The 26,308-nt window shown below is 31.5% G+C and carries 24 protein-coding genes, 1 tRNA gene and 1 other annotated feature; of the genes, 10 read left to right on the top strand and 15 right to left on the bottom strand.

All coding sequences use genetic code 11. The features are described from left to right. Positions 1-228: 228 nt before the first annotated feature. From N3C_RS08870 to N3C_RS08860, 3 genes are all read right to left on the bottom strand, one after another. Positions 229-819, bottom strand: coding sequence for a hypothetical protein (locus N3C_RS08870; protein ID WP_074365676.1), 591 nt, complete (start codon positions 817-819; stop codon positions 229-231). A gap of 64 nt (positions 820-883) precedes the next feature. Next, positions 884-1,918 carry a nucleoid-associated protein gene (locus N3C_RS08865; RefSeq protein ID WP_074365675.1) on the bottom strand — a complete coding sequence of 345 codons (1,035 nt, stop codon included), beginning with the start codon at positions 1,916-1,918 and terminating at the stop codon, positions 884-886. A gap of 75 nt (positions 1,919-1,993) precedes the next feature. Further along, complete coding sequence (locus N3C_RS08860) at positions 1,994-2,494, bottom strand: DUF6106 family protein (RefSeq protein WP_074365674.1); 501 nt, start codon at positions 2,492-2,494, stop codon at positions 1,994-1,996. A gap of 140 nt (positions 2,495-2,634) precedes the next feature. Here N3C_RS08860 and N3C_RS08855 point away from each other — a divergent pair, with 140 nt between their 5' ends. From N3C_RS08855 to N3C_RS08840, 4 genes are all read left to right on the top strand, one after another. Next, positions 2,635-3,183 carry a class IV adenylate cyclase gene (locus tag N3C_RS08855; RefSeq protein WP_074365673.1) on the top strand — a complete coding sequence of 183 codons (549 nt, stop codon included), beginning with the start codon at positions 2,635-2,637 and terminating at the stop codon, positions 3,181-3,183. Between the two features lie 131 nt (positions 3,184-3,314). Beyond that, a tRNA-Gln gene (locus N3C_RS08850) sits at positions 3,315-3,390 on the top strand. A 117-nt stretch (positions 3,391-3,507) separates the two neighbouring features. Beyond that, positions 3,508-3,731, top strand: a binding site (T-box leader). A gap of 93 nt (positions 3,732-3,824) precedes the next feature. Continuing rightward, on the top strand, positions 3,825-6,275 hold the full coding sequence (gene leuS, locus N3C_RS08845; protein WP_074365672.1) for a leucine--tRNA ligase: 2,451 nt from the start codon (positions 3,825-3,827) through the stop codon (positions 6,273-6,275). A 114-nt stretch (positions 6,276-6,389) separates the two neighbouring features. Further along, positions 6,390-6,719 carry a HesB-like protein gene (locus N3C_RS08840; RefSeq protein WP_074365671.1) on the top strand — a complete coding sequence of 110 codons (330 nt, stop codon included), beginning with the start codon at positions 6,390-6,392 and terminating at the stop codon, positions 6,717-6,719. Between the two features lie 130 nt (positions 6,720-6,849). Here N3C_RS08840 and N3C_RS08835 read toward each other — a convergent pair whose 3' ends face one another. Further along, a complete protein-coding gene (locus tag N3C_RS08835) occupies positions 6,850-7,644 on the bottom strand; it encodes a GTP diphosphokinase (RefSeq protein ID WP_074365670.1) in 795 nt (264 codons plus the stop codon). 156 nt (positions 7,645-7,800) lie between these two features. Between N3C_RS08835 and N3C_RS08830 the strand changes: the two genes are divergently transcribed. Then, positions 7,801-8,700, top strand: a complete 900-nt coding sequence (locus tag N3C_RS08830; RefSeq protein WP_074365669.1) for a DUF2225 domain-containing protein — start codon at positions 7,801-7,803, stop codon at positions 8,698-8,700. A gap of 56 nt (positions 8,701-8,756) precedes the next feature. Here N3C_RS08830 and N3C_RS08825 read toward each other — a convergent pair whose 3' ends face one another. From N3C_RS08825 to N3C_RS08780, 10 genes are all read right to left on the bottom strand, one after another. Then, positions 8,757-11,222 (bottom strand): FAD-dependent oxidoreductase, encoded by a 2,466-nt coding sequence (locus tag N3C_RS08825; RefSeq protein WP_074365668.1) that lies wholly within the window; start codon positions 11,220-11,222, stop codon positions 8,757-8,759. Positions 11,223-11,249: 27 nt separating this feature from the next. Next, complete coding sequence (locus tag N3C_RS08820) at positions 11,250-11,537, bottom strand: ArsR/SmtB family transcription factor (RefSeq protein ID WP_074365667.1); 288 nt, start codon at positions 11,535-11,537, stop codon at positions 11,250-11,252. A gap of 185 nt (positions 11,538-11,722) precedes the next feature. Further along, the gene (locus tag N3C_RS08815) at positions 11,723-12,409 is read right to left on the bottom strand and encodes a metallophosphoesterase (protein WP_074365666.1); all 687 of its coding nucleotides are present in this window, start codon (positions 12,407-12,409) and stop codon (positions 11,723-11,725) included. Positions 12,410-12,449: 40 nt separating this feature from the next. Next, positions 12,450-12,707 carry an EscU/YscU/HrcU family type III secretion system export apparatus switch protein gene (locus tag N3C_RS08810; protein WP_074365665.1) on the bottom strand — a complete coding sequence of 86 codons (258 nt, stop codon included), beginning with the start codon at positions 12,705-12,707 and terminating at the stop codon, positions 12,450-12,452. A gap of 12 nt (positions 12,708-12,719) precedes the next feature. Continuing rightward, positions 12,720-14,744, bottom strand: coding sequence for a hypothetical protein (locus N3C_RS08805; RefSeq protein WP_074365664.1), 2,025 nt, complete (start codon positions 14,742-14,744; stop codon positions 12,720-12,722). Between the two features lie 173 nt (positions 14,745-14,917). Continuing rightward, on the bottom strand, positions 14,918-16,138 hold the full coding sequence (gene tyrS, locus N3C_RS08800; protein ID WP_074365663.1) for a tyrosine--tRNA ligase: 1,221 nt from the start codon (positions 16,136-16,138) through the stop codon (positions 14,918-14,920). Positions 16,139-16,363: 225 nt separating this feature from the next. Next, entirely contained in the window at positions 16,364-16,774 is a 411-nt protein-coding gene (locus tag N3C_RS08795) for a hypothetical protein (protein WP_074365662.1), read from the bottom strand. Between the two features lie 129 nt (positions 16,775-16,903). Beyond that, positions 16,904-18,058, bottom strand: coding sequence for an AlbA family DNA-binding domain-containing protein (locus tag N3C_RS08790; RefSeq protein WP_074365661.1), 1,155 nt, complete (start codon positions 18,056-18,058; stop codon positions 16,904-16,906). A 208-nt stretch (positions 18,059-18,266) separates the two neighbouring features. Beyond that, the gene (locus N3C_RS08785) at positions 18,267-19,376 is read right to left on the bottom strand and encodes a Ger(x)C family spore germination protein (RefSeq protein WP_074365660.1); all 1,110 of its coding nucleotides are present in this window, start codon (positions 19,374-19,376) and stop codon (positions 18,267-18,269) included. Beyond that, positions 19,376-20,773 (bottom strand): spore germination protein, encoded by a 1,398-nt coding sequence (locus N3C_RS08780; protein WP_074365659.1) that lies wholly within the window; start codon positions 20,771-20,773, stop codon positions 19,376-19,378. The genes N3C_RS08785 and N3C_RS08780 overlap by 1 nt, the downstream gene beginning before the upstream one ends. A gap of 126 nt (positions 20,774-20,899) precedes the next feature. Here N3C_RS08780 and N3C_RS08775 point away from each other — a divergent pair, with 126 nt between their 5' ends. The 3 genes from N3C_RS08775 (at position 20,900) to N3C_RS14850 (ending at position 22,571) form a co-directional block, all read left to right on the top strand. Next, positions 20,900-21,979: a GerAB/ArcD/ProY family transporter gene (locus N3C_RS08775; RefSeq protein ID WP_074365658.1), complete on the top strand. Its 1,080-nt coding sequence runs from the start codon at positions 20,900-20,902 to the stop codon at positions 21,977-21,979. Between the two features lie 132 nt (positions 21,980-22,111). Further along, positions 22,112-22,279 (top strand): zinc-ribbon domain-containing protein, encoded by a 168-nt coding sequence (locus N3C_RS08770; RefSeq protein ID WP_074365657.1) that lies wholly within the window; start codon positions 22,112-22,114, stop codon positions 22,277-22,279. 136 nt (positions 22,280-22,415) lie between these two features. Next, positions 22,416-22,571, top strand: coding sequence for a lmo0937 family membrane protein (locus N3C_RS14850; protein WP_143312637.1), 156 nt, complete (start codon positions 22,416-22,418; stop codon positions 22,569-22,571). A gap of 97 nt (positions 22,572-22,668) precedes the next feature. Here the strand turns inward: N3C_RS14850 and N3C_RS08765 are convergent, their stop codons facing one another. Continuing rightward, a complete protein-coding gene (locus tag N3C_RS08765; protein ID WP_074365656.1) occupies positions 22,669-24,261 on the bottom strand; it encodes a peptide chain release factor 3 in 1,593 nt (530 codons plus the stop codon). A gap of 347 nt (positions 24,262-24,608) precedes the next feature. Between N3C_RS08765 and yidA the strand changes: the two genes are divergently transcribed. Then, on the top strand, positions 24,609-25,418 hold the full coding sequence (gene yidA, locus N3C_RS08760; RefSeq protein WP_074365655.1) for a sugar-phosphatase: 810 nt from the start codon (positions 24,609-24,611) through the stop codon (positions 25,416-25,418). Between the two features lie 93 nt (positions 25,419-25,511). Beyond that, entirely contained in the window at positions 25,512-26,291 is a 780-nt protein-coding gene (lgt, locus tag N3C_RS08755) for a prolipoprotein diacylglyceryl transferase (RefSeq protein WP_074365654.1), read from the top strand. Positions 26,292-26,308: the final 17 nt, after the last annotated feature.

Raw genomic sequence — 26,308 nt, 5'->3', positions numbered from 1 at the left:
TGGTAGATGAGATTGGCTACATGGACGAGGTTCTTCAGGATGATAGTGAGTGTAAAAAAAAGGGAATGCCTGTTTTGGTATGCCCTTGTTGTAATGCAGATTTTTATTTTACTGGTGACAGTGAAAAGCAATAGAGTGGCTATCGCCACTCTATTGAGAGTCCCCGTTAGGGGATTTTTTTATATTCAGCACTGAGTATAATTATCCATAATATCTAATTTTTAATTTTTAATCTCTAAAAGTAATCCTATTAGCTTCTTTTATATCCTTTACACACCACTTGTCATTGATCTTGGATATTAGCAAAACTTCTTCTGTGCTATCACTTGGACCTGCAGAGGTTTCCCAGTAATATTTTATTTTCACTTCATAATTATTTTTATCTATCTTTTTCTTTTCTAATACTTCATATTTAGCAAGCCAAGGACTAGATCCTCCAATTATCCAGTAATTCTCTTCAGCCTTTCCCCACTTTTTAACAATCTCTTCCTTGAGTTCCTTACAAGATACTGCGTATTTGTATACACCATTTCGCATAGCATCCCCCTTAGTCCATAATCTTATAAGCTCTTCTAAGCTAGAAGGTCCAAATTCATCTACCACTTGTTGAAAGAAAGCAACTTGGGCCTTAGACTGTTGATGGCTTACAGGCTCATTTCCAATGCTTTTATCCACTATATTTCCCCCAGAGGAAATGCTAGCACTTACACCACCCTTATTAAAAGAAGTTGTCATTACTAAAGCTATTACGGAAATTAATAATATTATATCTTGAAGCCTTTTCACTATTTCCACTTCCTTTATCCAGTCTTTATACATAGCTTATCTCAAAATCCTAAAAATTATAAATTAAAATCCATGGAGGTTAAATCTCCATGGATCCTTATTTTTCAATATAATTTTTTATATGTTTTATAATCATATTAATGCTACCATCGCCATTTCTAATGATCTCAAACTTGCTGTTATCATGATAAACTGATGAATCTATATATAAATCTATTTCCTTATCTATTTTTAATCTTACCCTCTTAAGCTTCTTCTCTACCCATTGCTTATCTACAGGCAGCTTTTCCTCTATGCCCTGGGCTGCAACAAAATCCACAAAGGCCTGTTTTTCAGATTCATTTTGAAAAATATTATTTGATAGTTCCTTTATGTCTATATTATCTTCTTCCATCAATGTTTTCTTTATGGTAGATCTTATTTCCTCAGCTTTAGCGGCATCATTTACTGTATTTGCTCTAGTCCATGTTTCTGTAGCATTTAGAAATCTTTTAGTAAGATCCCTACTACTATCTATAATGGTACAGTTTAAAAAGTCATTTATAAAAAATTTTGATGCACTTTCCTCTTCCGATGACTTTTTCCCCTGCTTATCTATTACCAAAAGATCATAATCCATATTCTCAGTCCAGGCCTTTATAAAGGCACATTTTTGAATTTTTTGAGAACTCACTGGTAATCCTGTAGTTTGAGGTATAATCTTTATACTCATTTTATTATCTACAAACTCTATTTTATGTATATAATTTTTAACATAATCCATTTTAAATAAGGCTACCATAGGACCAAATTCAGTAGAAAGAGAAACTACCATCAAATCGCAGGATTGAATCTCCTCATTGCTCTTCATAATAGCAAATAATAATCTTGCTAATTCTTGAGAAACTTCTATTAAAGAATGTTGTCCTTCTAAAAATCCATCTACTACTTTTTTAACTACACCATCATCAGAATTAAAACGGGCAAGCTTAAGTTCTTCATCCTTTAAAGCTCTTTCCACGTGCTTTAACACAAATTTATAAAGATCATCATTTAGCTCCAAAGGAAATTCATTTAATATAGGTTCATCAGAATTACGATCCAGTACATGAACTATAGCTTCCATAATCTTTATCTCACTTACGTAATCCATAACAGTCACCTCAAAATACAAATAATATTATAAATATCCAATTTCAAAGTTTTTAACCTTTGAAATTGGATACTCCTATAGATTCTTCTTTACTGCCTTTGGATTATGTTTGAAGCAAAGTCCAATAAACTTTTCATTAGGCACAAATAAAACCTTAAACTTTTTGCCACCCTTATTTAACATAGCAGCATAAATTCTATCATTTGATGTGGAAGGATAAAACTTAACCACCTTGCCCTGTATACCTGAAAAATTCTTAATCTCGTCACTATCAACAGGTGCTAGCAATTCTACATCCTTAACATTAAAATTAAATACTCTTTTTCTCTTTTTCTGCTCATAGATAATATCAACATCTATATCTCCATTTGTAATAGTATACTCATACTCTACATAGGATCTTTTCTTTATAAAAAATAAAATTATTGCTATAAGGGCAAAAATCAAGAAAAACACCAACTGATTAATTAATAAATAAAAAACAGCAGTTATAGTTGCAACAATCATTCCTATCCTGGAAACAATATACTTAGGAGTTTCTTTAGAAGTTACTAATTGCTCATAATAATTATCCATATTACTCAACCCTTTCTATCCTTTAACTTTTATATAGCAAATTATTGTCATTAGGTATATAATGCTATATTATTATAACAGAAGTTATCTTTTATAGTCAAAGTTTTAAATTATATCAAAATCGTTAGAAGGAGTTAAATATGAAAGAAATAGAAACTAGAATATTAGATGTAGACGTAGACTTCATAAGAGAAACCATGTTAAAGATAGGCGCTTTCAAGGTTAAAGCTGAAAACCAAGTAAATAAAATATTTGATTTTCCTGATAGAAGGCTTTTAAACAAAAAAGGCTATGCTAGAGTACGTATAGTAGAAGATACACTGAATAATAAACAATTTTGCTATATGACTACGAAGAAAATGATAAGTCAAGAGAAATATAAGGTTATGGAGGAAAACGAAGTTTTGGTAGATAACCCATCTATGGCTGAAAATATTTTCTACTCTTTAGGCTTGGAGCTTGTTCAAACTATAAAAAAATATCGAGAAAGTTATAAGTATAAAAACTCCCTAGTAGAAATCGATATAAACGATAAAAGTTTTTGCCCCTTCCCCTATATAGAAATAGAAACAGAAAAAGAAGAGGAATTAATAGAAATTGTTCAATTATTAGGCTATCAAATGTCAGATACAACTTCTAAGTCTATATTTGAAATTCTAAAAGATAGGGGCATCAGAAAGGATTTATAGCTTTTTAATCAAATTATTTTGTAGCACCTAGGTTTTTCGTCATTTATCGACACAATACAAAATTTCTAAAAAAAATTCAAAAAAGATATTGACTCTTACCTTGAACATGATATAATACATATTGTCGGTGATGCCCAGTCGCCAAAGGGTAAGGCACCTGCCTCTGGAGCAGGCACTGTGTTGGTTCGAATCCAGCCTGGGCAGCCAAGAAAAAAGATTTGAGCAATCAAATCTTTTTTTATTTATCTAAAATATGTCAATGTATAGTTAGAATCTATTGACGTAAACCATTCTTTAACATATAATAAAATAAAATTTCATATTTTACTTACTTTGATAAGGAGTAGTAGTATAATGGCTACTTTAGAGAGCTGTCGGTTGGTGAGAGACAGTGTAGACCTTATATGAACTCGCCTTGGAGTATTGATTGATGAACCTCCCCTTTTTTAGAGAGATTTAGTCGATCACGGGCAAGCCCGTTATTAGCTCAAAGTGAGGCTTTAAGCCTAATTAGAGTGGTACCGCGGAAGTTGTCTTTCGTCTCTTATGAGGCGAAAGACTTTTTTATTTTACATAAAACCTTTAAACTTCTGCAAGTAAACTCATATAAATTTAAATAAATTATCTAAGGAGGATAAAAAATGGCCAGATATAGCACAAGTATAGATAAAAAGTGGCAAAAAAAATGGGAAGAAACCAAAATATACGACTTTAATCCAAATAACCCTGGGGAAAAACTTTATGTTTTAGAGATGTTTTCATATCCCTCTGGCAGTAAACTTCATGCCGGTCATTGGTTTAACTACGGTCCTGTAGACTCTTGGGCTAGAATGAAGAGAATGCAAGGTTTTAATGTTTTCCAGCCTATGGGATTTGATGCCTTTGGCTTGCCAGCAGAAAATTACGCTATCAAAACTGGTATTCATCCAAAGGATTCTACCTTAAAGAATATTGAAACTATGGAAGCTCAGCTTAAAGCTATGGGAGCTATGTTCAATTGGGAAAACGAGGTTATTACCTGTTTACCTGAATACTATAAATGGACTCAATGGGTTTTCTTAAAGCTTTACGAAAAAGGTTTGGCTTATAGAAAAAAAGCTCCTGTTAACTGGTGTCCTAGTTGTAATACCGTTTTAGCTAATGAACAAGTAGTTGATGAAGCTTGTGAAAGATGCGGTACAACCGTTACTAAGAAAGATCTTACTCAATGGTTCTTAAAAATCACTGATTATGCTGATGAATTATTGGAAAAACTAGACGATTTAGATTGGCCAGAAAAAACAAAAGCTATGCAAAGACATTGGATTGGAAAATCCACTGGTTCAGAGGTAACCTTTAAGGTAGCAGATAAAGATTTAAGTTTTAATGTATTCACTACAAGAGTAGATACTCTTTATGGTGTTACATACGTAGTATTGGCACCTGAAAATCCTTTAGTAGATGAAATTACAACTGAAGAGTATAAGGAAGCTGTAGAAGCTTATAAAGAGGCTGCTAAAAAGCAATCAGAAATAGAAAGACAATCCCTCACTAGAGAAAAAACTGGTGTGTTCACTGGTTCCTACGCTATAAATCCAGTTAACGGAAAGCAAGTGCCTATTTGGGTAGGAGACTATGTTTTAGCTACTTACGGTACAGGAGCAGTAATGGCAGTACCAGCCCATGATGAAAGAGATTATGCTTTTGCTACTAAATTCAATTTACCTATAGAAAAAGTTATAGATGGTGGAACAAAAGAGCTATTCACAGAAGATGGTATTTTAGTTAATAGCGGTGAATTTAACGGTCTAACCTCAGCAGAAGCTAGAGAAGCTATAGTAGCAAAGCTTGAGAAAATGAATTTAGGTAGAAAGAAGGTTAATTACCGTTTAAGAGACTGGTTGGTATCTAGACAAAGATATTGGGGAGCTCCTATTCCAATAGTTCATTGTGAAAAATGTGGAACTGTACCAGTGCCAGAAGACCAATTGCCTGTAGAACTTCCTTATGATGTAGAATTTACACCAGATGGTAAATCTCCACTGGCTAAGTGCGATTCCTTTATGCATACTACTTGTCCTAAATGCGGTGGAGATGCTTTAAGAGACCCTGATACTCTTGATACTTTCGTTTGCTCATCCTGGTATTATTTAAGATATGCAGATAATAAAAATAGTGAGAAGGCCTTTGATCCAGATATAATTAACAAAATGCTTCCTGTGGATAAGTATGTTGGAGGTCCAGAACATGCCTGCATGCACTTGCTATATGCAAGATTTGTAACCAAGGCCTTAAGGGATATGGGATATTTAAACTTTGATGAACCTTTCCTTTCCTTAACTCATCAAGGATTGATCCTAGGTCCTGATGGACAAAAAATGAGTAAATCAAAAGGAAATACTATATCACCTGATGATTATATATCTCAGTATGGTTCTGATGTTTTCAGACTATATTTAATGTTTGGTTTTGCCTACGAAGAAGGTGGTGCTTGGAGCGATGACGGAATAAAGTCTATAGCTAGATTCGTGGACAGAGCAGAAAGATTACTAGACAACGCTATTGAAGCTATAAAGGCTGGCGGTTCAAAAACCACTATAGATAAGGCTGAAAAAGAATTAAACTACTGGAGACATAATACTATAAAGGGCGTAACAGAAGACGCAAATAAACTTCAATTCAACACTGCTATAGCTAGAATAATGGAATTTACCAATGCCCTTTCAAAATATTTAGCAATAGAAAATAAAAACACTAACTTCTTAAAGGAAACTGTAGAAGATTATATTAAGGTATTAGCTCCTTTTGCTCCTCACTTCTGTGAAGAAATGTGGAATACTCTAAATCCAAGCGAGGATGACAAAAATTATTCCGTATTCAATACAAAATGGCCTGCATTTGATCCTTCTGCTTTAGTTAAAGATGAAGTAGAGATTGCTATACAGGTAAACGGTAAAATTAAAAACAAGATTATGATTGCTGCAGATCTAAGCGAAGAAGAAATAAAGACCGCTGCTCTAGAAGATTCAAGTATAAAAACTATAATAGAAGGAAAAACTATAGTTAAAGTTATAGTAATCAAAGGTCGTCTTGTTAATATCGTAGTAAAATAAAAAAAGCACCTCTCAAGGTGCTTTTTTTACAAAACTATTGCAAAATACCCCAATAAGGTATATAACTATATTATAGTATTTTTAATTAATAATTATTTTCAATGAGGTGATTTAATGAAACTTATAGATATTAGTGAGGAAGCTTACAAGGAATTTAAAGAATTTTTGGATGAAAATGATATTGAAGACTACAACATAAGAATTAACTTTGCTGGTGTTGCCTGCAGTGGCCCGATTTTTAATATCAGTATAGATACTCCAAAAGAAGATGATGTTGTTGAAAAAGTTAATGACATAACCTTTATTTGCAATAAAGGAATTCAAGAAGAATTTGCTGGTTTTATAATACTATCTTCTGAAGAAAATAACTACAGAGGCCTTTCTTTGAAACCTTTAATTGGTGGTGACGAAGGCGGCTGCAGTTCTTGTCCTGGATGTCATTAATTTAAATAATCCTTTGTTTCTAAAAAAGTTGACGAATAATTATTGGGAGTTGTTTTTAAAAACTTATCCATTTAATTACTCGTCAACTTTTCTTTGTGATAAATCTTGATATTTCACTTTTACCCTATTATTAGCTTTCCTTGTATTTTTCTATACTTTTTTGTGTAGCTTCTAGTAGGTTATTTAATTCTGATACTTCCCCTTCTTCTATAAGTCTATTTAATGTATTTTGATATCTTGTAAATTCTGCTATTTTACCCATAGATGACAACGTTAGTATATTATTCATTATATCTGAAATCAAATCAGATTTTATTTCAAAGAGCTTTTGTGCATCTTTAATTTCATCCTTAATTTCAAGCATTTGTTCATCTAATAAAAAAGCAGAATCTGCTGCTGATTTTAATTTTAAACGAATGTCTTCAGGAATGTTATGCTTATACTTATAATTTAAAGAATGCTCTGTAGTGGCCCAAAAATTCATTGCTAAGGTTCTTATTTGAAATTCAGCAAGAATATCATGAGGTCCATCTGCCATATTAACTTGATATTTTATTACAATATGGTAACTTCTGTAACCACTAGGCTTAACATTAGTAACATAATCCTTTTCGTAAAGTAGGGTCATATCCTTTCGTTTTCTAATGAGTTCTACCACTTTATTTATATCATCAACAAATTGGCACATAATCCTAATGCCTGCTATATCTTCCATCTCATATTGAATTCTATCTAAAGGTATATTAAACTTATTTGCCTTTTCTAATATGGAAGCTACCTCTTTAACTCTTCCAGTGACAAATTCAATAGGTGAATATTCATTTCTTCTTCTATATTCTTTTCTTATACTCCTAAACTTTATTTTTAACTCTTCTACAGCTTGTTCATATGGAGTCAAAAAAACTTTCCATTCCTTAATAGCCATATTAACCACCTCTACTGTTACTGTACCTTATATTATACCAAAAAAAATACCAAAGCATAATTATATTATTAAATTTGATTTTAAAGCTTTTTATCCTTTATAATAAAGTCATATAGTATATATTATACGATTTCATTTGCAGCTAGGAGTGAAAATATGAGTAATGAATCTAAGAACCTTTTTTCTGATATGGAAGAACTAGGTTTTGAAGACATTAAAGATTTAAATCTTTATCAACAAGAAGAAGAAGAAAAGAAGGAGGATAAAAAAACTTCAGAAGAAGCATTAATAAAGAAGGAAAGTGAATTATTATATAATAAAAAAATTGAGTGTCCAGTTTGTGGTAATTTATTTTCAGCAAGAGCAGTAAAAATTTCAGCACCTAGAATTGTAAAAAAAGATTCTGATCTTTTTATAAGATATTCAAATATAAACCCTTACTTTTATGATGTTTGGCTTTGCAATAGCTGCGGATATGCTGCAATGAAAAAAGATTTTCCTAATATTAAAGATTATCAGATTGAAAATGTAAAGAAGCAAATAACTAGTAGGTGGAAGGGCAAAATCTACCCTCAAGTATATGATGTAAATATAGCCATAGAACGATACAAATTATCCCTGCTAAATTATGTAGCAATAAACGCAAAATACAGTAGCAAGGCTATGAATTGCTTGAAAATTGCTTGGATGTATAGGCTTAAAGGTGATGAAAGCAATGAAATGCAATTTTTAAAGCAAGCTTTAGAAGGATTAGAACATGCTTACTCAGAGGAAAACTTCCCTATATATGGTATGGATAGATTCACAACCATGTATTTAATAGGAGAACTTAGCAGAAGAGTAGGAGACTTTGACAAAGCAATGCAATGGTTTAGTAAAGTTATTACTACCCCTTCAGTATCTCCTAAACTCAAAGACTTAGCCCGAGATCAAAAAGATTTGATTAAGGAAGCTAAAAAAGATGAACCAATCGTTGAAGAAAATAATAACTCCAATAAAAAAACTGGTTTTTTCAAATCACTTTTCAAAGGATTAAAATCTAATCATCAAAAGTAGATCATCAAAAATAAAGCTTGTTCATAGCTTTTTTGCTAAGAACAAGCTTTAATTATTTATATAAACAAGTTAACATTTGATTCTTCAGCCTCTCCTAGATAATAACCTACTCCACCTATTTTAACACCATCTATAAGCTCTTCCTTCTTCAAGCCTAGAAGATCCATAGACATTTGACAAGCAACTATTTCTACACCATTATCTATAGCGGACTTAATTAGTTCTTCAAGGGAATTTACATTATTTTTCTTCATAATTCCTCTTATCATTTTAGGACCTATTCCTGCCATATTCATTTTAGAAAGCTTCAATTTCTTGCTTCCTCTTGGCATCATAACTCCAAAGACTTTCTCAACAAATCCTTTATCAGTCTTTACCTTATCATGCTTTCTTAAAATATTAATTCCCCAGAAGGTAAAGAACATTGTTACCTTTTTTCCCATACTTGCTGCCCCATTAGCTATAATAAAGGAAGCTATAGCCTTATCTAAATCTCCGCTAAATACAATCATAGTCTTATTATCCCTCGTAGCGCCAGAACCAATAGTAACCTTTTCTCCTTCTTTTCCCTTTTTAATTATGGCAGTTATTTTTCCCGCCTCTTTATTAAGCTCTAAAAGCTCATTGCCAGTTTTACTACACCAAGATTTTATATCCTCATAAAAACCTGGATCTGAAGCAGTAACCCTAATTATTTCACCTTCCTTTAAACTATCTAAACTAGATTTTACAGACATTATGGGACCTGGGCAACATAGGCCAGTGGCATCTAATTCCTTAGAGATTTTACTATCTTCTTTATTTACCTTTTCCTCTTCAGTATTTCCCATCATTTTGTCATCATCACCTTTATTAGTATTCTTACCTTTAAGATCCGGTTTAAACTCACTGCTAGAATAGGTTCTATAACCTCCAGTCATGTTTTTTACTTTAAAACCATTTTGCTCTAATATTCTTGTAGCAATATATCCTCTTAATCCTACTTGACAGTAAAGATATGTCTCCTTATCCTTATCTAATTGCTGCAACCTATTTCTCAAATCATCTACAGGCATAAGAATAGCATTGTCTAAATGTCCATTTTCATATTCTATTTCAGTTCTTACATCTATTAGTTGGAAATTATCATTTAACTCACCATCTATATCTTCCCATCTAAATACTTCCATTCTTCCCTGTAACAAATTTTCAGCTACAAATCCTGCCATATTAGCTGGAGATTTTGCAGAGGAGTATGGTGGTGCATAGGCTAACTCTAACTCTGTCAAATCGTATATAGTACCCTTAAGCCTCATAACCGTTGCAAATACATCTATGGTCTTATCTACCCCATCATAACCTATAACTTGAGCTCCTAAAATTCTTCCTTCATCATTAAATATTAATTTTATAGTTAATTGGCTAGCTCCCGGGTAATATGATGCATGAGAATTAGGATGAACATATATAACCTTATAAGGAATATTATATTTTTTTAAGGTTCTTTCATTTGCACCAGTGCTTGCTGCTGTCATATCAAAAATCTTTATTATGGAAGTGCCCTGGGAACCTTTATATGTAGTATCAAGACCACATATATTGTCCGCTGCTATTCTCCCCTGTCTGTTTGCAGGACCAGCTAAAGGTATAGCAGCCTTTTCACCGGTGACAAAATCCTTCACCACAACCGCATCCCCAACGGCATAAACCCCATCAACATTAGTTCTCATATGCTCATCAGTAATTATATGACCCCTCTCATTTAACTGTATTCCACTGTTCTTTAAAAAGGCTGTATCTGGCATTACTCCAATGGCTAATATAGCCATATCTGCCTTTACAATTGTACCACTAGACAATGTTACTTCTAGGGATCCTTCCTTTTCCTGAAAGGCCTTTACTCCATCCTTTAAAATTAAGTTTACTCCATGCTCCACCAATTCCTTTTCCGCCATAGCAGACATTTCATCATCAAAGGGAGCAAGAATATGCTCTGCAGCTTCAATTAGCGTTACCTCTAAGCCTCCATCAATAAGATTTTCAGCCATTTCAACGCCTATGTATCCACCGCCTATTACCACTGCTTTTCTTATATTTTTACTATCAACAACAGCCTTAATTTTATCCGTATCTGCCACATTTCTTAATGTAAATATTTTTTTATTTTCTATTCCCGGAATTGGAGGTTTTAATGACTTTGCCCCTGGAGATAACAAAATATAATCATAACTTTCCTCATATTCTTCCCCATCTTTTGTTTTAACCTTAACAGTCTTTTCCTCTGTATTTACAGAAATTACCTCACTGTTTATTCTAACATCTATTTTAAATCTTCTCTTCATTGCTTCTGGAGTCTGTACCAGTAGCTTTTCTCTTTCTTTGATACTGCCTCCTATATAATAGGGCAAACCGCAGTTTGCAAAGGATATATATTCATCCCTTTCAAACATAATTATTTCTGCACTTTCATCCAATCTTCTAATTCTTGCAGCAGCTGAAGCTCCTCCAGCTACTCCACCTACTATTAAGATCTTTTTTCCCATGTTAAAACCTCCAAGTTAATAATTAGATTACTCCTTATCCTCAGTTAAAAACTTAATTATTTTTGCTGCTCTCTCATCTATAACCCTATAAGTTATCTCTAGCCCCTTTCTTTCCCCTTGAATAATTCCAGCACTCTTTAGTTTTTGCAAGTGCTGAGATACAGTAGATTGAGGGACATCAAGGCATTGTTGCATGAAACTTACATTGCATCCACCATTGTTTAGAAGCCCTTTTACTATACACAACCTAACAGGATGAGCTAACACCTTTAATAATTCACTAACTTCTTCTAATTCCTTGTAATTATGATCCATAATAAAAACCTCTTTTAAATAATATATTATTTATATATTCATATATTACGATATAGCGATTTATTTGTCAAATAATTATTCTTCAATATTTATATTAGAGATACTTATAGTATTTCACAATTTAATAAAAATAACCAAAAAAGTGGCTAAAAAGCCACTTCCTATAGTTATATTTACACATTCCTTTACATCAATCTTATTAATTTAAAATCAAGATAATCACAGGATGTAAGCAAGTATTCAATACCATCTCTTTCACCATTTAATAAGTTATAATGAAAAGGGCCATGAAGGTGCCCATATATAACCTTCTCTACTGAATATTCTTTTAAGATATCAGTGAAGCCTGAATCTTCAAATTTCTCATTGGTAGGAGGATAATGAAGCATTGCTATAATCTTGCTATAACCATCTTTTTTAGCGCTATCTAGAGAAAGTCTTAATCTATTTAATTCCCTATTATAAATCTTTAAATCCTTCTCTTCAAATTTATCTGTACCAGGACAAATCCATCCTCTAGTTCCACATATAGCATAATTTTTATAAGAAAAATGATTGTTTTGAATAAAATGCATATCTTCATAGAGGCTATTCAATTTAGAAATGCTCCCCCACCAATAATCATGATTACCCTTTATCATAATTTTCTTACCGGGTAATTGATGAATCCAATGGAGTTCTTTTTGTCCATCTTCCATTTTCATAGACCAGGATAGATCTCCAGCAATTAATACCGTATCATCCTCTTTAACAACTTTTAGCCAATTATCTTTGATTTTTTCATGGTGCATATACCAATTATCCCCAAATATATCCATAGGCTTATCAAGGCTTAAGGATAAATGCAGATCTGATATTGCATAAAGAGCCATTTAATCACCAACCCTCTTTTTTAATATTAGCTAATAGACTCTATAATTCCTTATCTAAATCAATTACAAAAGCTATGATTTCAGCTACAGACTCATATAATTCTACAGGAATAGCACTATTTACATCTACATTGTTTAACAAATCTGCTAACTCCTTGTTTTCTACTATGGGGACTTCATTTTCCTTTGCACTTTCAATGATCTTATCTGCTATAAATCCAACGCCCGCCGCCGTTACTATTGGAGCATCATAATTTTGCTCATATTTTAAAGCTGCCGCTTTCCTTCTTTTTTCCATATCTTTCACCTTTTAAACTACAACATTTATATTTGAGTTATGAGTATCCTGGAAAAATTCTCTACAATTTGCAAAGTTCATTTCTTTTTCTCTTTCAGAAACATTAATAGACACATTATAGTTATTACTGACCAATATTTTATATAATCTTTCCTTTGACGCATCCAGTACTTTTACCCACTGCTCTTCACATTTAAAATCCAGCTTCATATTTCTTTCTTTAAGATCTATATATATATCAATTTTACCCATCTTAATAGTTGAAACGCTTACTGCCATTTTTACATTGTTTGAATCTATTCGCTTACCTTTCTTCCTGTCATCCTTTATTATTAGCTTACAAGGATAGTCATCCTCCATGAATTTCACAGGAATATCAATATAATAATACTCACCGGAAATTGTATTAAAAATCTTAATATCATTAATATTAGCTTTCACACTATTAAGTATTCCATTCCAGGTTTTAGGATCTAATTCTGACTTGGCATCTATAACATTTTTTACCATAGTCTTTAATTCTTCAATTTTATCTTTAACTTGGTTCAAAACCATCTTGCTGATATTGTCATTTCTTTTAAGATCCATTAACTCATTTAATTCTTTATTATTACTTAATCTTAAAAGCATGTTCTCTACGTCCTTTTCCTTTAAGAAGCCTTTCAACTCAGGTGTATTTTTAAAATCATCCTTTATAAAATTAATTATTTCCTTTCCTTCAACCTTGCCCTTGGTTTGGATACTTTCTTCAATTTTTTCAAGAATTTTAGACACTATTTTTTCTTTTATTATAAATTTAACCTCTTCTTCACTTTCCTTTAATGGAACAGCAACCTCTTCCATTATAACTTGATTAAGCTTTTCATCTAAATCCTTTGATAGGGATGATTTTACCTTACTCTCACCTTGCCCCCCCAACTGATTATTATTAATTTTGCTTAAAGTCTCTTTATAGTTGTCTTTATTTATTTCTTTATGGTTTATTTCTTTGTAATCGTCTATATTTATCTCTTTAAAATTTTCTTTACCTATTTCCTTGTAATTATCATTACTTAGTTCTTCGTAATTACCTTGGATTATTTCTTTGTAGTTATCTTTATTTACTTCTTTATAATTGTCTTTGCTAATGTCCTGATGATTATCCCGATTTATTTCCTTGTTACTATCTTTATTTATATCTCTATAATTGTCATTAATTTCTCTTTCTACTTCTACATCTTTGTAATAAACCTGTAAAAACTCATTACTTAAGTCCTTGTCCATAAATAATTCTGACTTAGTAAATCCATTAGCCTCTATTTTTGCATTATAGGATTTTTCCTGTTGAGAGCTATTAATTGTATCTATAATATTCTTTAGGCTGTTATTCATGCCCTGAGGTTTTTCAAATAAGTCCCTATAACTCTTAATATTATCCTCTGTCAGTTCAATTCCATTCTCTTGGAAAAAAAGAATTTCTTCTAAAGACATTTCCTTAAACTCTTCAAAAAAACTACGCAAAGTATTAGTAATTTCTATACCTTCCTTGCTTTCACTGCTAATTTGATTACTTTTCAGATACTTTAATATAAATTGATCTATTTCATCAGGATCCTTGTTTATCTTATTTTGAAAATCTACAAGGGATTTTACTTTAGATATATTTTCTCTATCTAAAGGAATAGAAAAAGTAGTCATACTTTTTAATATTCTTATATCCTCTTCTCCTAAATTATTATTTTTGGCTATCTGTAACAAGGACTCCTCTTCACTAGTTTTTTCACCTTGCTCCTTTGGAACTAACTTAAGTTTTATTTCTCCCTTATCATAGCCAAGAACCTGAAATTTAACCAATGATTCTGGCAACAAGTCTAAAGGCTCTTCTAGAATAGCAGGAAACTGCCATCCATCTATAGTTCTAACCGTTACTTCCTTTCCATCTTCACTGCTATTCAAAATTTTAGCAGAAAAGCTATCCCCTACATTGAAGCTAAGTTTACCTGTTATTTTTCTATTAGTAGAATTATAAATTTGCGAAACATCTCTTATACCGGCCACTTTTTCACCCCCAACCACACTTACCTAATAAACTATCCTTTACTCTATAATATAATTATCGTAACTTATCTATATAAATTAAGTCTATTCCTATTGAAATATGATGGATCATAAGTTTAATTAATTAAATTGTAGAGTAAAAAATAAGCCTGCCCTAAGGCAAGCTTACTTAATTATTCAACAACTATTCTATTATAGTTTTTCTTACCCCTTCTTATAAGAGCATAGCCATCTTTGAAGTCTTCTTCCATTAGAGTTCTATTAATATCAGTTATTTTTGTATCATTAATGCTAAGACCATTTTGTTGTATAAGTCTTCTTCCTTCTCCCTTTGAAGGTAGTATTTTAAGTTCAACTAAGACATCAAGTACAGGCTTGTTAAGAGAATCTTTAGTAATAGTGCTAGTTGGTACATTTTCTAGATTACCTGCTCCACTAAATAGTGCCTCTGCAGCTGATCTTGCCTTTTCAGCTTCTTCTTCTCCATGAATAATCTTTGTAACTTCGTAAGCTAGTACCTTTTTAGCTTCATTTATTTCTGCTCCTTGAAGAGCTCCTAGCCTTCTAACCTCATCCATTGGAAGGAAGGTTAATAATGCAAGACATTTTTCGACATCTGCATCATTTATATTTCTCCAGTACTGATAAAACTCATAAGGTGAAGTTTTTTCCTTATCCAACCAAACAGCACCTTTTTCAGTCTTACCCATTTTCTTACCTTCACTATTTGTTAGTAATGTAAAGGTCATACCATAAGCAGGTTTTCCTTCTTTTCTTCTAATTAAATCCACTCCAGCTAATATGTTGGACCACTGATCGTCACCGCCAAGCTCCATAACACAACCATATTTTCTATTCAATTCCAAGAAATCATAACCTTGCATTAGCATGTAGTTAAATTCTAGGAAGGATAGTCCCCTTTCTAGTCTCTGCTTAAAACATTCTGCTGTAAGCATCTTATTTACAGAGAAATGAACACCTATTTCTCTGATGAAATTTACATAATTTAAATCCAATAACCAGTCTGCATTATTTACAATCAAAGCCTTACCTTCTGAAAAATCTATGAATCGAGACATCTGTTCTTTAAAACAATTTACATTATGATCAATTTCTTCTCTTGTCATCATTCTTCTCATATCAGTCTTTCCAGAAGGGTCCCCTATCATAGCAGTTCCCCCACCAATCAAGGCAATTGGAAAATGACCTGCTCTTTGCATATGAGCCATTACCATCATTTGCATGAAATGTCCAACATGTAAACTGTCTGCAGTAGGATCAAAACCTATGTAAAAAGTTACTTTTTCCTTTTCTAATAATTCCCTTATTTCGTCTTCGTGAGTAAGCTGCTTTATGTATCCTCTTTCTTGAAGAACATCAAAAACACTCGACATACTTTTCCCTCCGTTCACTTTCAAAAATTATATAAGCAACATTTATAGTATATATTTTAAATTACGAATTATCAACATTTATGCATGAATTTATCAATAATAAAAATGCTAAAGAGCTTAAAAAGCAATCTCTTTAGCACTTTTATTACTTAAGGGTCTTTCTAATAGGTTTGATAAAAGCTGATAAAACCTATTCACCCATTTATTTTCAAACTCATATATTATTTAAGCAGCATACTTTTTAATAAACTCAGGTACCTCGTCACATTCATTGTTTATATTGATATAAATCCTTAAATCAAATTTTTCCATTAACTTTTCTAGTTCAAAAAATAAATGTGCAGCATCACTAGAATTACCGGAAACAATATTAAACAGTCCATCAATAAAAATGGCTTCTATATCGTAATCCTGAGAAAGCATGCCGCACAAAAATCCATAGATGTTATGACAGTTTGTTAAGTTGAAATCATCTGTTGAAATAAATCTTATTCTTCTATCCAATTCAAGCATTGGTCTTTTGTCATCGTCAACGTATACCACATTTCCCTTAATATTGTTTACACATTCGTTTGCCATTGCGATGAGATTTTTTGATTTTCCAGAACCTCTTTTACCACAAAATACTTGAATCATGATAAACACCCCTTTAAAATTTTTAGGTATTTATAAATATATATATAAATTATATAATATTCTGAAAATTCATTCAATGACTAAACTACTTTTTGTGTAGATGTTTTCATATTGTTAACAATTACTTTTTTATTCAAATAATTTCACTCCTGGATATATTACTTTAAAGCTATTTAATTCATAAGAATTAACAAATTTAACTCTTCCATAATTTTTAAAAGCCTTTTTCATTATTTTGAATCCATGGCCACCTTGTAAGAATCTATTTTTTTCATCTAAAGTTATCATCTTTTCATAAATCCACATATTTCTCTTAAAATACTCGCCGGAGTACATTGGATTTATCTGATCTTTTATTAGATTACCAGGGCTTACTACAGTAACGCTATTATAGCCAAGATATACCTCTATAACTCCATAAAAAGCAGTATAGTCTCTATATAATACAGCATTTTTTATTCCTTCTAAAATTGCGTTACTGGGATAACTAGCTGGCAAAATTTCTTTTATTAACTTTTCACATTTGTCTATAATACTCATCAAGTTTCCTTGTACTATAGATATAGTAGGCTTGCTTAGATTTACGTTATTCACAATTCTAACCATATTATGAGGTATATATATACTATTAATATCAGAAAAAACTAATAATCCACCTAAAGTGACTACAGTCTTATAAGATTCCTTTTCTTTAATAGTAATAGATGCACTTTCCATTAAAAAATCACGATTTTCATCGTTACATTCTACTCCTTTAGATTTGAAGTATCTATCAACTAAGCTTATATTTAAACTCTTAGTTGAGCTTCTTATTATAGGACAGGTTTCCACATTCAAGTTAAGTCCTTCTTGTAGGGCGGAAACTATTTCTTGCTTTCTCATAGTGTCGGTGGTAGAACCACGTCTTATATAAAAAGATCCATGCTCTCTTACTTGATATGGTCTTTGTTCTCCATTTAAGATAGTTATAACTACAACTTGCTTTCCTTCTAAGTATACTGTTTCTACTACAATAGGTATTGGAGGTTCACAACGAGAACTAACAACTTGCTGCAATTGCTCTTCTGTTGGGAAACTTGATATATCTACTCCTACTATATTATGGGTCTTGTCCTCTACCCCAACTATTATATAACCTCTTCCTCCTCTCGAATTAGCTATAGCACATACATCCTTAACAAATTCCTTTTTACCAGATTCTGAATCTATATCAAGCCTTAATTTAAAATCCAATTTGCGGCCCTCATTTTTTTTAATTAGATTCATGAGCTTCTTTACATCCATTTTCTTACCCCTTCACTGTAGATATCCTTAAACAAGCCTAATTTATAAGTAATCAACCTATGGAATTTTAATAGATTTTCATTGCTTATAAATTTACAATTGAAGCTTAATATATCTTATGCTTATATTATATTATAGTATGTTATGTCTATAAATGACAAACAAAAAAGCCACTTAAGTGGCTAAATATAAATATTGAAAAAATTAATTAGCGAAAATCCAGCTTCTTACTACTTCCTTCTACATTAACATCTACAACTATATTTAATTCTGTGATTTCAATAGGATTTTCAATCTTTACCTTTGGATAGTATCTATGTAGTTCATCTGCAATTTCAAAAATATCAATTTTTTTCATCTTATACTCTTCAAATAGTTCCTTGCAATACTTTTTAATATTTCTCTCCGCTTCCTCTTCTATTTTTTTAATAACGTCCTCGGTCATTTCAAATTTATACTGAGCTTCTCCTATGCTTGTGTTAACCTTTATAAACTTATAGAGTTTTATTTTTCTGCCATCATATTTTATACGAGTTTTTGTTCTACTTTTTACTATTTCCAAAGTTACATACCCATCTTGGTAGGAAGGATTGGTGACCTCCAAAGTTCCACTATCAACTTCATTTCTTAAAAAGTTATAGGCTTGACTTTGTTCTATTGGAATATAATCTACCATTCTATCATTTTGAATTACTGCTCCACCATCTAATTGAATTCTATCCATTACAGCCTTCTCTTTAACTCTTAATACTGATACTACCTCTGTGGAACTTAGCATATATCTACGGTTTAAAAACTCATTTAAATTTACTATTACTGCTCTAGAAGCTGTACCTATATTTTGTATTAAACTATACAGATAAGTTCCCACATACTCCTCATCTTTAATATTTATATGAATTAATTGGTCTACATCGCCCATATACACAAACACATAGGATCTTATTAAAAATTGTTGATCCCTATCCAAAAAATCTAATACATCCTTTAAGCCCCTTCGTGCTGCTCTTTCTGTAAAAATAATAGCTTTATTTTGAGTATAATTATGCTTGTAACCAGAATCCAAATTTGAATTTCTTACAGCTTCAAAGATAGTTTTGCCTTCTACCCTATTTACAATTCTTACTCCTTGTTCTATCCCTTGCGAAACTCCTTTAAAGGCTTTAAAACATTCTGTATATAGAATTATATTACCATTGTCGTCTATATCAATTAATATTGCTAAATCAAAAAGTACCCTATTTATATCTCGATAACTAAAACATCCTGTAAAAGTAAAAATAATCACCAAAATTATAGCTATTAATCTAAATTTCATTAATTATCCTTCCTTTTTAACAATCCTCTGGATATAGTCGATAATTTCTTTCTATAAATCGTATCCTTTAATTTTAATTTTTTATAGCTAAGCAAGGGATGTAGATAAGGATATTGACAGGTTTTTAAACTACTTAAATGTGTTATCAGCATAAAAAAGCCCACATAAAATCCTGGCAATCCATTGCAGCTAGCAAAGAAAATTAAAAGTAAAGACCATAAAGTTATTCCCCCATATAATTTAGGTATTAAAAAATAACAAATAGAAGATAAGGCCACTATTAATACTGTACTCTGAGAAGTAATGCCAGCTCCTACAGCAGCATCTCCTAAAATTAAAGCGCCAACAATGCTCATGGCCTGACCTATAGGTTGAGGCAATCTTATACCCGCTTCCTTTATAAGTTGAAAAAATAGAAACATTAAAAGTACTTCTAAAAAGGTAGGAAATGGCACACCAGATCTTGAAACTGCTAATCTAAAAACAAATACAATTGGTATTAAAGAAAAATGATAAGTAGTTACAGCTATATATATAGCTGATAAAAAGATAGCTATGATGAAAGCTATCCATCTAATACCTCTTGAAAAATTAGCATAATACCTATTTATATAATAATCATCGCCAGTTTGAAAGTTCTCAATAAAAAAATATGGAACCGTTGCTACATTAGGGGATCCTTCTACCAGTATAGCTACTTTTCCCTCTAATAATTGGGAAGCTACTTTATCTGGTTTTTCACTATGACCAATTACATCAAAAAGTGTGTTCTTTTCCTTTAAAACCGATTCAATATAATTAGTGTCCATAATATAATCATATTTCACACTATCAATTCTCTCTTTTACATAATTTAAAACCTTCTCATCTACAGTATCCTTAATATAAGCTAACACTACAGTAGTATTGCTTTTTTCCCCCATAACAGAACTTTCAAACTTTAAATTTTGATTATTAATCCTTCGCCTAAGGAGAGAAATATTGTCAACAATATTATCATTAAACCCTTCTCTTGGTCCTTTTAAAACTGCCTCTGTTTGAGGTATAGCTACATTCCTTTTAGCAACATTTTTAGCTTCACAAAAAATAGCTTTTTCAAAGGTATCTATTACAATAACTACGCAACCTCTTAATATCTGCATAATTGCTTCTTCAGAGTTTGACACTACACCAACATTATTAGAATGTAAAACCCCTTCTATCAATGTATCTACAGAGTCTATAATCCTGTTACAATCAATTAAGGGCTGTATAATGAACTCACTTATATATTTTGAGTCACATATATTGTCAATATATATTAGATGAGCTTTTAGGTTTGAAACATTAATAGTTCGATATTTTACATCAAAACTATCACTAAATTGATTTTCGATATCATTTAAAAAATTCTCCATATTCCTCACCCCTTTGCTTTCCTTTTCAGCCCTTACTTTTATTATTCTTTCTTTATGGTTTAATATTCTTAACTTTGCTAATAATAAATTAAGGAATGATCATAATTTTCAAAGTGAGGAATCTATATGGATAGATTAAATTCAAGACATATAATGTTTATTATTTGGGGAATTACCATAATATCAATAAAAACTAATATCTCTGTTCTCCTATCCCTAGCAGGCCGTGATGTTTGGATAGCAATCGCAATAGCATCAATTATTGCTACCTTTTATCTAATTTACATCACAAAAATCATGCAAAGGACAAACAGTTTCAATATTGCTCAAATCTATAGAGAAGCCTTAGGAAATATATTAGGAAATCTATTTTTATGTGTTACAATGATAGAAATTATATTAACCTTGATTGAGTGCGCTACCATAGAGGCCGTTTCAATGCATTCAAATCTCTTTATAGAAACACCATCCTGGTATCTTATTATATTTTTTACTATACCAGCTATCTATACAGTAAAAAAAGGGCTTCCCCCTTTGGCTGTTGTTACCATTTTAGTTATATGTGGTGCAATCTTATCCGGTATAATTTTAGTTGCACTAACAGCTCCTTACAAAGATTATCGTCACCTATTACCAATTATGGCGGATAACCTTAATATAAAATTCATCGATGCAATTATTTTATCTTTGGGCTTTTACGGAAGCTTATTTTTAGTTTTCCCCTTTTATAAATATGTACATGATAAAAATAAACTAACTAAATATTCATTTATAGGATTTCTTTTCGTTATTCAAATGCATATAGTTTCTTCTATAAGCACTATTGCAACCTTTGGTCCTATAAGAGCCTCCAATTTACTTTTTCCAAAACTAATTCAAATCCAAGAAATAACTCTTTTAGGTTTTTTAGAAAGCGGAGAATTATTTGTACTTTTCCAAATCGTTGGAGGCTGGTTTGTTAAATACATAATTAGCTTTTTTGCTCTTAGAGAACTTATAAAAGCTTTTCACATAGATGGAAACATTATTGTTTATTTTGTTACCTTTATTGTAACTGTTGTATCCATAATGATATCTAACGAATCTAAATATTTAGATGTAGTACTGCATTTATATGGAAATATAAGTTTTATAATCTTTGTAGTTATGCCCTTTATCACTCTTACTATATATAAACTTAAAAAAAGATATCTGCTTAAATCTTGAATTTTTAATATTATTTTGTTATAATGATAACGTAAGATATTTATTGGGAAAATTTATTTAGACTATACTTCCTTAAAATTAGGGAATGTATTTAGTCCAAGTATTATTGTCCCTATTTTAGGAGGTATAATCATGGCTGACAAAAACATTATTTGCAAAGATTGCGGAAAGGAATTCGTATTCACAGAAGGAGAACAGGCTTTTTACAAAGAAAAGGGTTTTGAAAATGATCCTGTTAGATGCCCTGAATGCAGAAAAGCTAGAAAAGCTGCAAGAAATAACAGAGAAAGAAGATTCTAAGAATTTTCCGAGAGGTTTGTATACCTCTCTTTTTAATTTTGAAAAAATTAATATTTTACTTTCATCTGCTAATACTATTAGTAGTTAAGGTTGATTTAACAATTATTTGCAAAAGAAAATACGAGGAGGAAAAAACATGACCATACTAAGATGGATAGGTGGCTTTGTAGTATTTTTTTGGTTGCTTGGTTTATTATTCAAAATTGGCGGTTCTTTAATCAACATACTATTAGTAGTAGCTGCAGTAATTTTCATAGTGGATGTTATATTTGGACGGAACAAATCTAAATAGTGTTTTTTAACTATATTAATAAATAATAATTAATTACAGGAACATATAATTTAAAAAAGGCTTTTCCTAAATTCAATGGGAAAAGCCTAAATTAATACTAGTCATTATTTTTACCTACGTCAGATAATATAATTCCTTTATTATGTTCTAACACCCAATTTATACCCCATTCATTCTGGAATATTAATAGATTTCTGTCTTTTAAATCAGTTACCTTTTTAGTATCGCTGGTGATATTCAAAGTGTCCATATCAATATCTTCATTTTCAATCCATCTAATGTATCTATAGGGTAGTCTATCTATTCTTATATCCACACCATATTCGTGTTTTAATCTATATTCCAATACTTCCAATTGAAGTATACCTACCACTCCTACGATAACTTCTTCCATTCCTATGAACAATTCTTTGAAAACCTGGATAGCTCCTTCTTGTGATATTTGAGTTATCCCTTTAACAAATTGTTTTCTTTTCATAGTATCTACCGGCCTTACTCTTGCAAAATGCTCTGGGGCAAAGGTTGGTATACCTTCAAACTTAAATTTTTCTCCTTCTGTCAAAGTATCTCCAATACTAAAGATCCCCGGATCAAATACACCAATAATATCCCCTGCATAGGCTTCTTCTACTACTTCTCTATCTTGAGCCATAAATTGCTGTGGTTGAGTCAATCTTATTTTATTACCACCTTGAATATGATTAACTTCCATACCCTTTCTAAACTTTCCAGAACAGATTCTCATAAAAGCGATTCTGTCTCTATGAGCAGGATTCATATTTGCCTGTATTTTAAAGACAAAAGCAGAAAACTTATCGCTAAATACATCAATCTCACCTTCAGAAGTCTTCCTTGGCAAAGGTGGCTTAGTCATCTTTAAGAAGTGACGTAAAAATGGTTCTACACCAAAATTAGTTAAAGCACTACCAAAAAATACAGGTGTCAATTCTCCAACAGATACCTTTTCTAGATCAAATTCATCACCAGCTATATCTAATAACTCAATATCTTCCATAAGCTTATTGTGAAGTTCTTCTCCTAACAAATCCTTAAATACTTCGTCCTCTACATTACCTTTTACAGATTCAACGGCTACTTGACCATGATTTCCACCATCGAAAACTTGAATAGTATTTTCCTGTCTTTCAAAGACTCCTCTAAAGTTTGAACCGGAACCGATTGGCCAATTCATTGGATAAGATTTAATTCCTAGAACATTTTCAATTTCCTCTAGCAACTCAAAAGGATCTCTACTTTCTCTATCCATCTTATTAATGAAGGTAAATACCGGTATTCCTCTTAAGCTACAAACATGGAACAGCTTTTTAGTTTGCTCCTCCACACCTTTAGCTGCATCTATAACCATTACAGCACTATCTGCTGCCATTAAAGTTCTATAAGTATCTTCACTAAAATCTTGGTGTCCTGGTGTATCTAATATATTTATGCAATAGCCATCATAGTTAAACTGCATAACTGATGAAGTTACAGATATACCTCTTTGCTTTTCTATTTCCATCCAGTCAGAAACCGCATGTCTTGACGCTTTTCGTGCCTTAACAGAACCAGCCAATCTTATAGCTCCTCCATACAAAAGGAACTTTTCTGTAAGTGTTGTCTTACCAGCATCGGGGTGAGATATTATGGCAAAGGTTCTTCTTCTCTCTATTTCTCTTTTCAAATCCTCCACAGTTTCTCTCCTCTTTCTTTAATTGATTTTCTTAGTAGAAAGCTTTCATATCTACATTTATGCTATATATACCAATCAATCTAGTTACTATATACACTTTTAATATATCAAACTGGACATAATACCATAGTGTATCTCCTCTTTCTTCAAATTGATTTTTAATAGAAAGCTTTATATCTATACTTATTTTATATATTTACCAATTAATCTATTTACTATCTACACTTTAAAAGATATATTAAATTTGATATAATCCCATTATGATTTATAAAATGTTATTTATAAACCTTATAAATTATAACAGTTTCATGAAAATTATACAACTGCATTTTTAGGAGGATATAATGATGTACAAACTAATTGCCTTAGATATGGATGGTACCTTACTTAGAAAGGATAAAACAATTTCTGAAAGAACTTTTAACGCATTACAAGCAGCTAGAGAGCGTGGCGTAAAAGTAGTATTATCTACAGGTAGACCAGTTATGGGTATACGTAATTATCTTGATTATTTAGGTCTGAATGAAGATGATGAATATGCTATAACCTTTAATGGTTCCGCAGTTCAAACTGGTAAATCTGGTAATATGCTTTTTCAAAAATTTATGACTGGTAAAGACCTTCATAGAATATATAAATTAAGTCAGGAACATGATCTGAACATTCACGCCTTCGATAAGAATGGACGACTAATAACCCCTAAAGCAAATAAATACACCGATGTAGAAGCAGAAATCAATAAAATCCAAGTACAGGTTGAGGATTTTAATAATATCAAATATGATGATAAAATTATAAAAGTAATGATTGTAGATGAACCAGAGAAATTAGATAAGTTAGAAAAAAATATGCCAAAGGAATATTCTGCTGATTATTCCATTATGAGAAGCGCATCTATTTTTCTTGAATTTTTAAAACCAGGAATTAATAAAAGTATAGGCTTATCTGTTCTTAGTGAACATTTAAATATTGCTAAGGAAGAAATAATTGCTGTTGGAGATGCAGATAATGATATAGCAATGATTAAATACGCTGGTCTTGGTGTAGCCATGGACAATGCTTTTCCACAGGTAAAAGAAGCTGCCGATTATATAACATCAAGCAATAATGACGATGGTGTTGCTGAAGTTATAGAAAAATTCATACTAGGTAAGTAAAATTTAAAACTAATATTTTTCTTTATTTCTTCATTAACTCTACAAAATCGGTTATTATAGTATATAGGTAAAAAATATTAGGAGTTGATATATATGAACCCAGTGGCCTTTACTATTTTCGGCATAGACATTCGCTGGTATGGTATTTTAATTTCCATAGGAATGATTGCGGCTGTATATCTTTCATCCTTCACCTGTAAATGGAGAGATGTAGACTTTGATTCCTTATTTGATGTAGTTATCCTAGCTCTCCCTTTTGGAATAATTGGTGCTAGATTATATTATGTAATTATGGAATTTGAACAATACAAAGATAATCTTTGGGATATTTTTAATATAAGACAGGGTGGTCTAGCTATACACGGTGGACTAATACTTGCTATACTTACAACCTACCTCTACACTAGACACAAAAAATATGACTTTTGGGCTATGGCAGATGTTGCTGCTCCATGCATTATTTTAGCTCAAGCCATTGGACGCTGGGGCAACTTTATGAACGGCGAAGCTCATGGAGGAGAAGTAACTAAAGAATTTATAAGCAAGTTCCCAGCATTTATTCAAAAAGGAATGTACATCAATGGCTCTTACTACCACCCTACCTTCTTATATGAATCTCTTTGGAACCTATTGGTTTGTATCATATTACTAATACTTTTGAAAAAAAGCAAAAGAAAAGGTATCGTAATATTCTCCTATATGGGACTTTATTCTATAGCACGATACTTTATAGAAGCATTGAGAACAGACAGTTTATGGTTGGGCCCCTTCAGAGTAGCTCAATTAGTTAGCATAATAGGAATACTATTATGGTTAGGTTTTCTTATATATATTAAAATAAACAAAGAGCCAAAAGAAAAGACAGCAGAATAAAAACTGCTGCTTTTTTC

It is taken from the genome of Clostridium sp. N3C, from assembly GCF_900095445.1.
GTDB lineage: Bacteria > Bacillota > Clostridia > Clostridiales > Clostridiaceae > Clostridium_AU.
Note: the sequence above shows the minus strand (reverse complement) of the source record. Positions and strands in the feature narration are given on the sequence as shown.

What these genes read in the sequence shown, in the direction of transcription:
- N3C_RS08870 (WP_074365676.1), bottom strand. Translation starts at nt 819, where the DNA reads ATGTATAAAGACTGGATAAAGGAAGTGGAAATAGTGAAAAGGCTTCAA.
- N3C_RS08865 (WP_074365675.1), bottom strand. Translation starts at nt 1,918, where the DNA reads ATGGATTACGTAAGTGAGATAAAGATTATGGAAGCTATAGTTCATGTA.
- N3C_RS08860 (WP_074365674.1), bottom strand. Translation starts at nt 2,494, where the DNA reads ATGGATAATTATTATGAGCAATTAGTAACTTCTAAAGAAACTCCTAAG.
- N3C_RS08855 (WP_074365673.1), top strand. Translation starts at nt 2,635, where the DNA reads ATGAAAGAAATAGAAACTAGAATATTAGATGTAGACGTAGACTTCATA.
- leuS (WP_074365672.1), top strand. Translation starts at nt 3,825, where the DNA reads ATGGCCAGATATAGCACAAGTATAGATAAAAAGTGGCAAAAAAAATGG.
- N3C_RS08840 (WP_074365671.1), top strand. Translation starts at nt 6,390, where the DNA reads ATGAAACTTATAGATATTAGTGAGGAAGCTTACAAGGAATTTAAAGAA.
- N3C_RS08835 (WP_074365670.1), bottom strand. Translation starts at nt 7,644, where the DNA reads ATGGCTATTAAGGAATGGAAAGTTTTTTTGACTCCATATGAACAAGCT.
- N3C_RS08830 (WP_074365669.1), top strand. Translation starts at nt 7,801, where the DNA reads ATGAGTAATGAATCTAAGAACCTTTTTTCTGATATGGAAGAACTAGGT.
- N3C_RS08825 (WP_074365668.1), bottom strand. Translation starts at nt 11,222, where the DNA reads ATGGGAAAAAAGATCTTAATAGTAGGTGGAGTAGCTGGAGGAGCTTCA.
- N3C_RS08820 (WP_074365667.1), bottom strand. Translation starts at nt 11,537, where the DNA reads ATGGATCATAATTACAAGGAATTAGAAGAAGTTAGTGAATTATTAAAG.
- N3C_RS08815 (WP_074365666.1), bottom strand. Translation starts at nt 12,409, where the DNA reads ATGGCTCTTTATGCAATATCAGATCTGCATTTATCCTTAAGCCTTGAT.
- N3C_RS08810 (WP_074365665.1), bottom strand. Translation starts at nt 12,707, where the DNA reads ATGGAAAAAAGAAGGAAAGCGGCAGCTTTAAAATATGAGCAAAATTAT.
- tyrS (WP_074365663.1), bottom strand. Translation starts at nt 16,138, where the DNA reads ATGTCGAGTGTTTTTGATGTTCTTCAAGAAAGAGGATACATAAAGCAG.
- N3C_RS08795 (WP_074365662.1), bottom strand. Translation starts at nt 16,774, where the DNA reads ATGATTCAAGTATTTTGTGGTAAAAGAGGTTCTGGAAAATCAAAAAAT.
- N3C_RS08790 (WP_074365661.1), bottom strand. Translation starts at nt 18,058, where the DNA reads ATGGATGTAAAGAAGCTCATGAATCTAATTAAAAAAAATGAGGGCCGC.
- N3C_RS08785 (WP_074365660.1), bottom strand. Translation starts at nt 19,376, where the DNA reads ATGAAATTTAGATTAATAGCTATAATTTTGGTGATTATTTTTACTTTT.
- N3C_RS08780 (WP_074365659.1), bottom strand. Translation starts at nt 20,773, where the DNA reads ATGGAGAATTTTTTAAATGATATCGAAAATCAATTTAGTGATAGTTTT.
- N3C_RS08775 (WP_074365658.1), top strand. Translation starts at nt 20,900, where the DNA reads ATGGATAGATTAAATTCAAGACATATAATGTTTATTATTTGGGGAATT.
- N3C_RS08770 (WP_074365657.1), top strand. Translation starts at nt 22,112, where the DNA reads ATGGCTGACAAAAACATTATTTGCAAAGATTGCGGAAAGGAATTCGTA.
- N3C_RS14850 (WP_143312637.1), top strand. Translation starts at nt 22,416, where the DNA reads ATGACCATACTAAGATGGATAGGTGGCTTTGTAGTATTTTTTTGGTTG.
- yidA (WP_074365655.1), top strand. Translation starts at nt 24,609, where the DNA reads ATGTACAAACTAATTGCCTTAGATATGGATGGTACCTTACTTAGAAAG.
- lgt (WP_074365654.1), top strand. Translation starts at nt 25,512, where the DNA reads ATGAACCCAGTGGCCTTTACTATTTTCGGCATAGACATTCGCTGGTAT.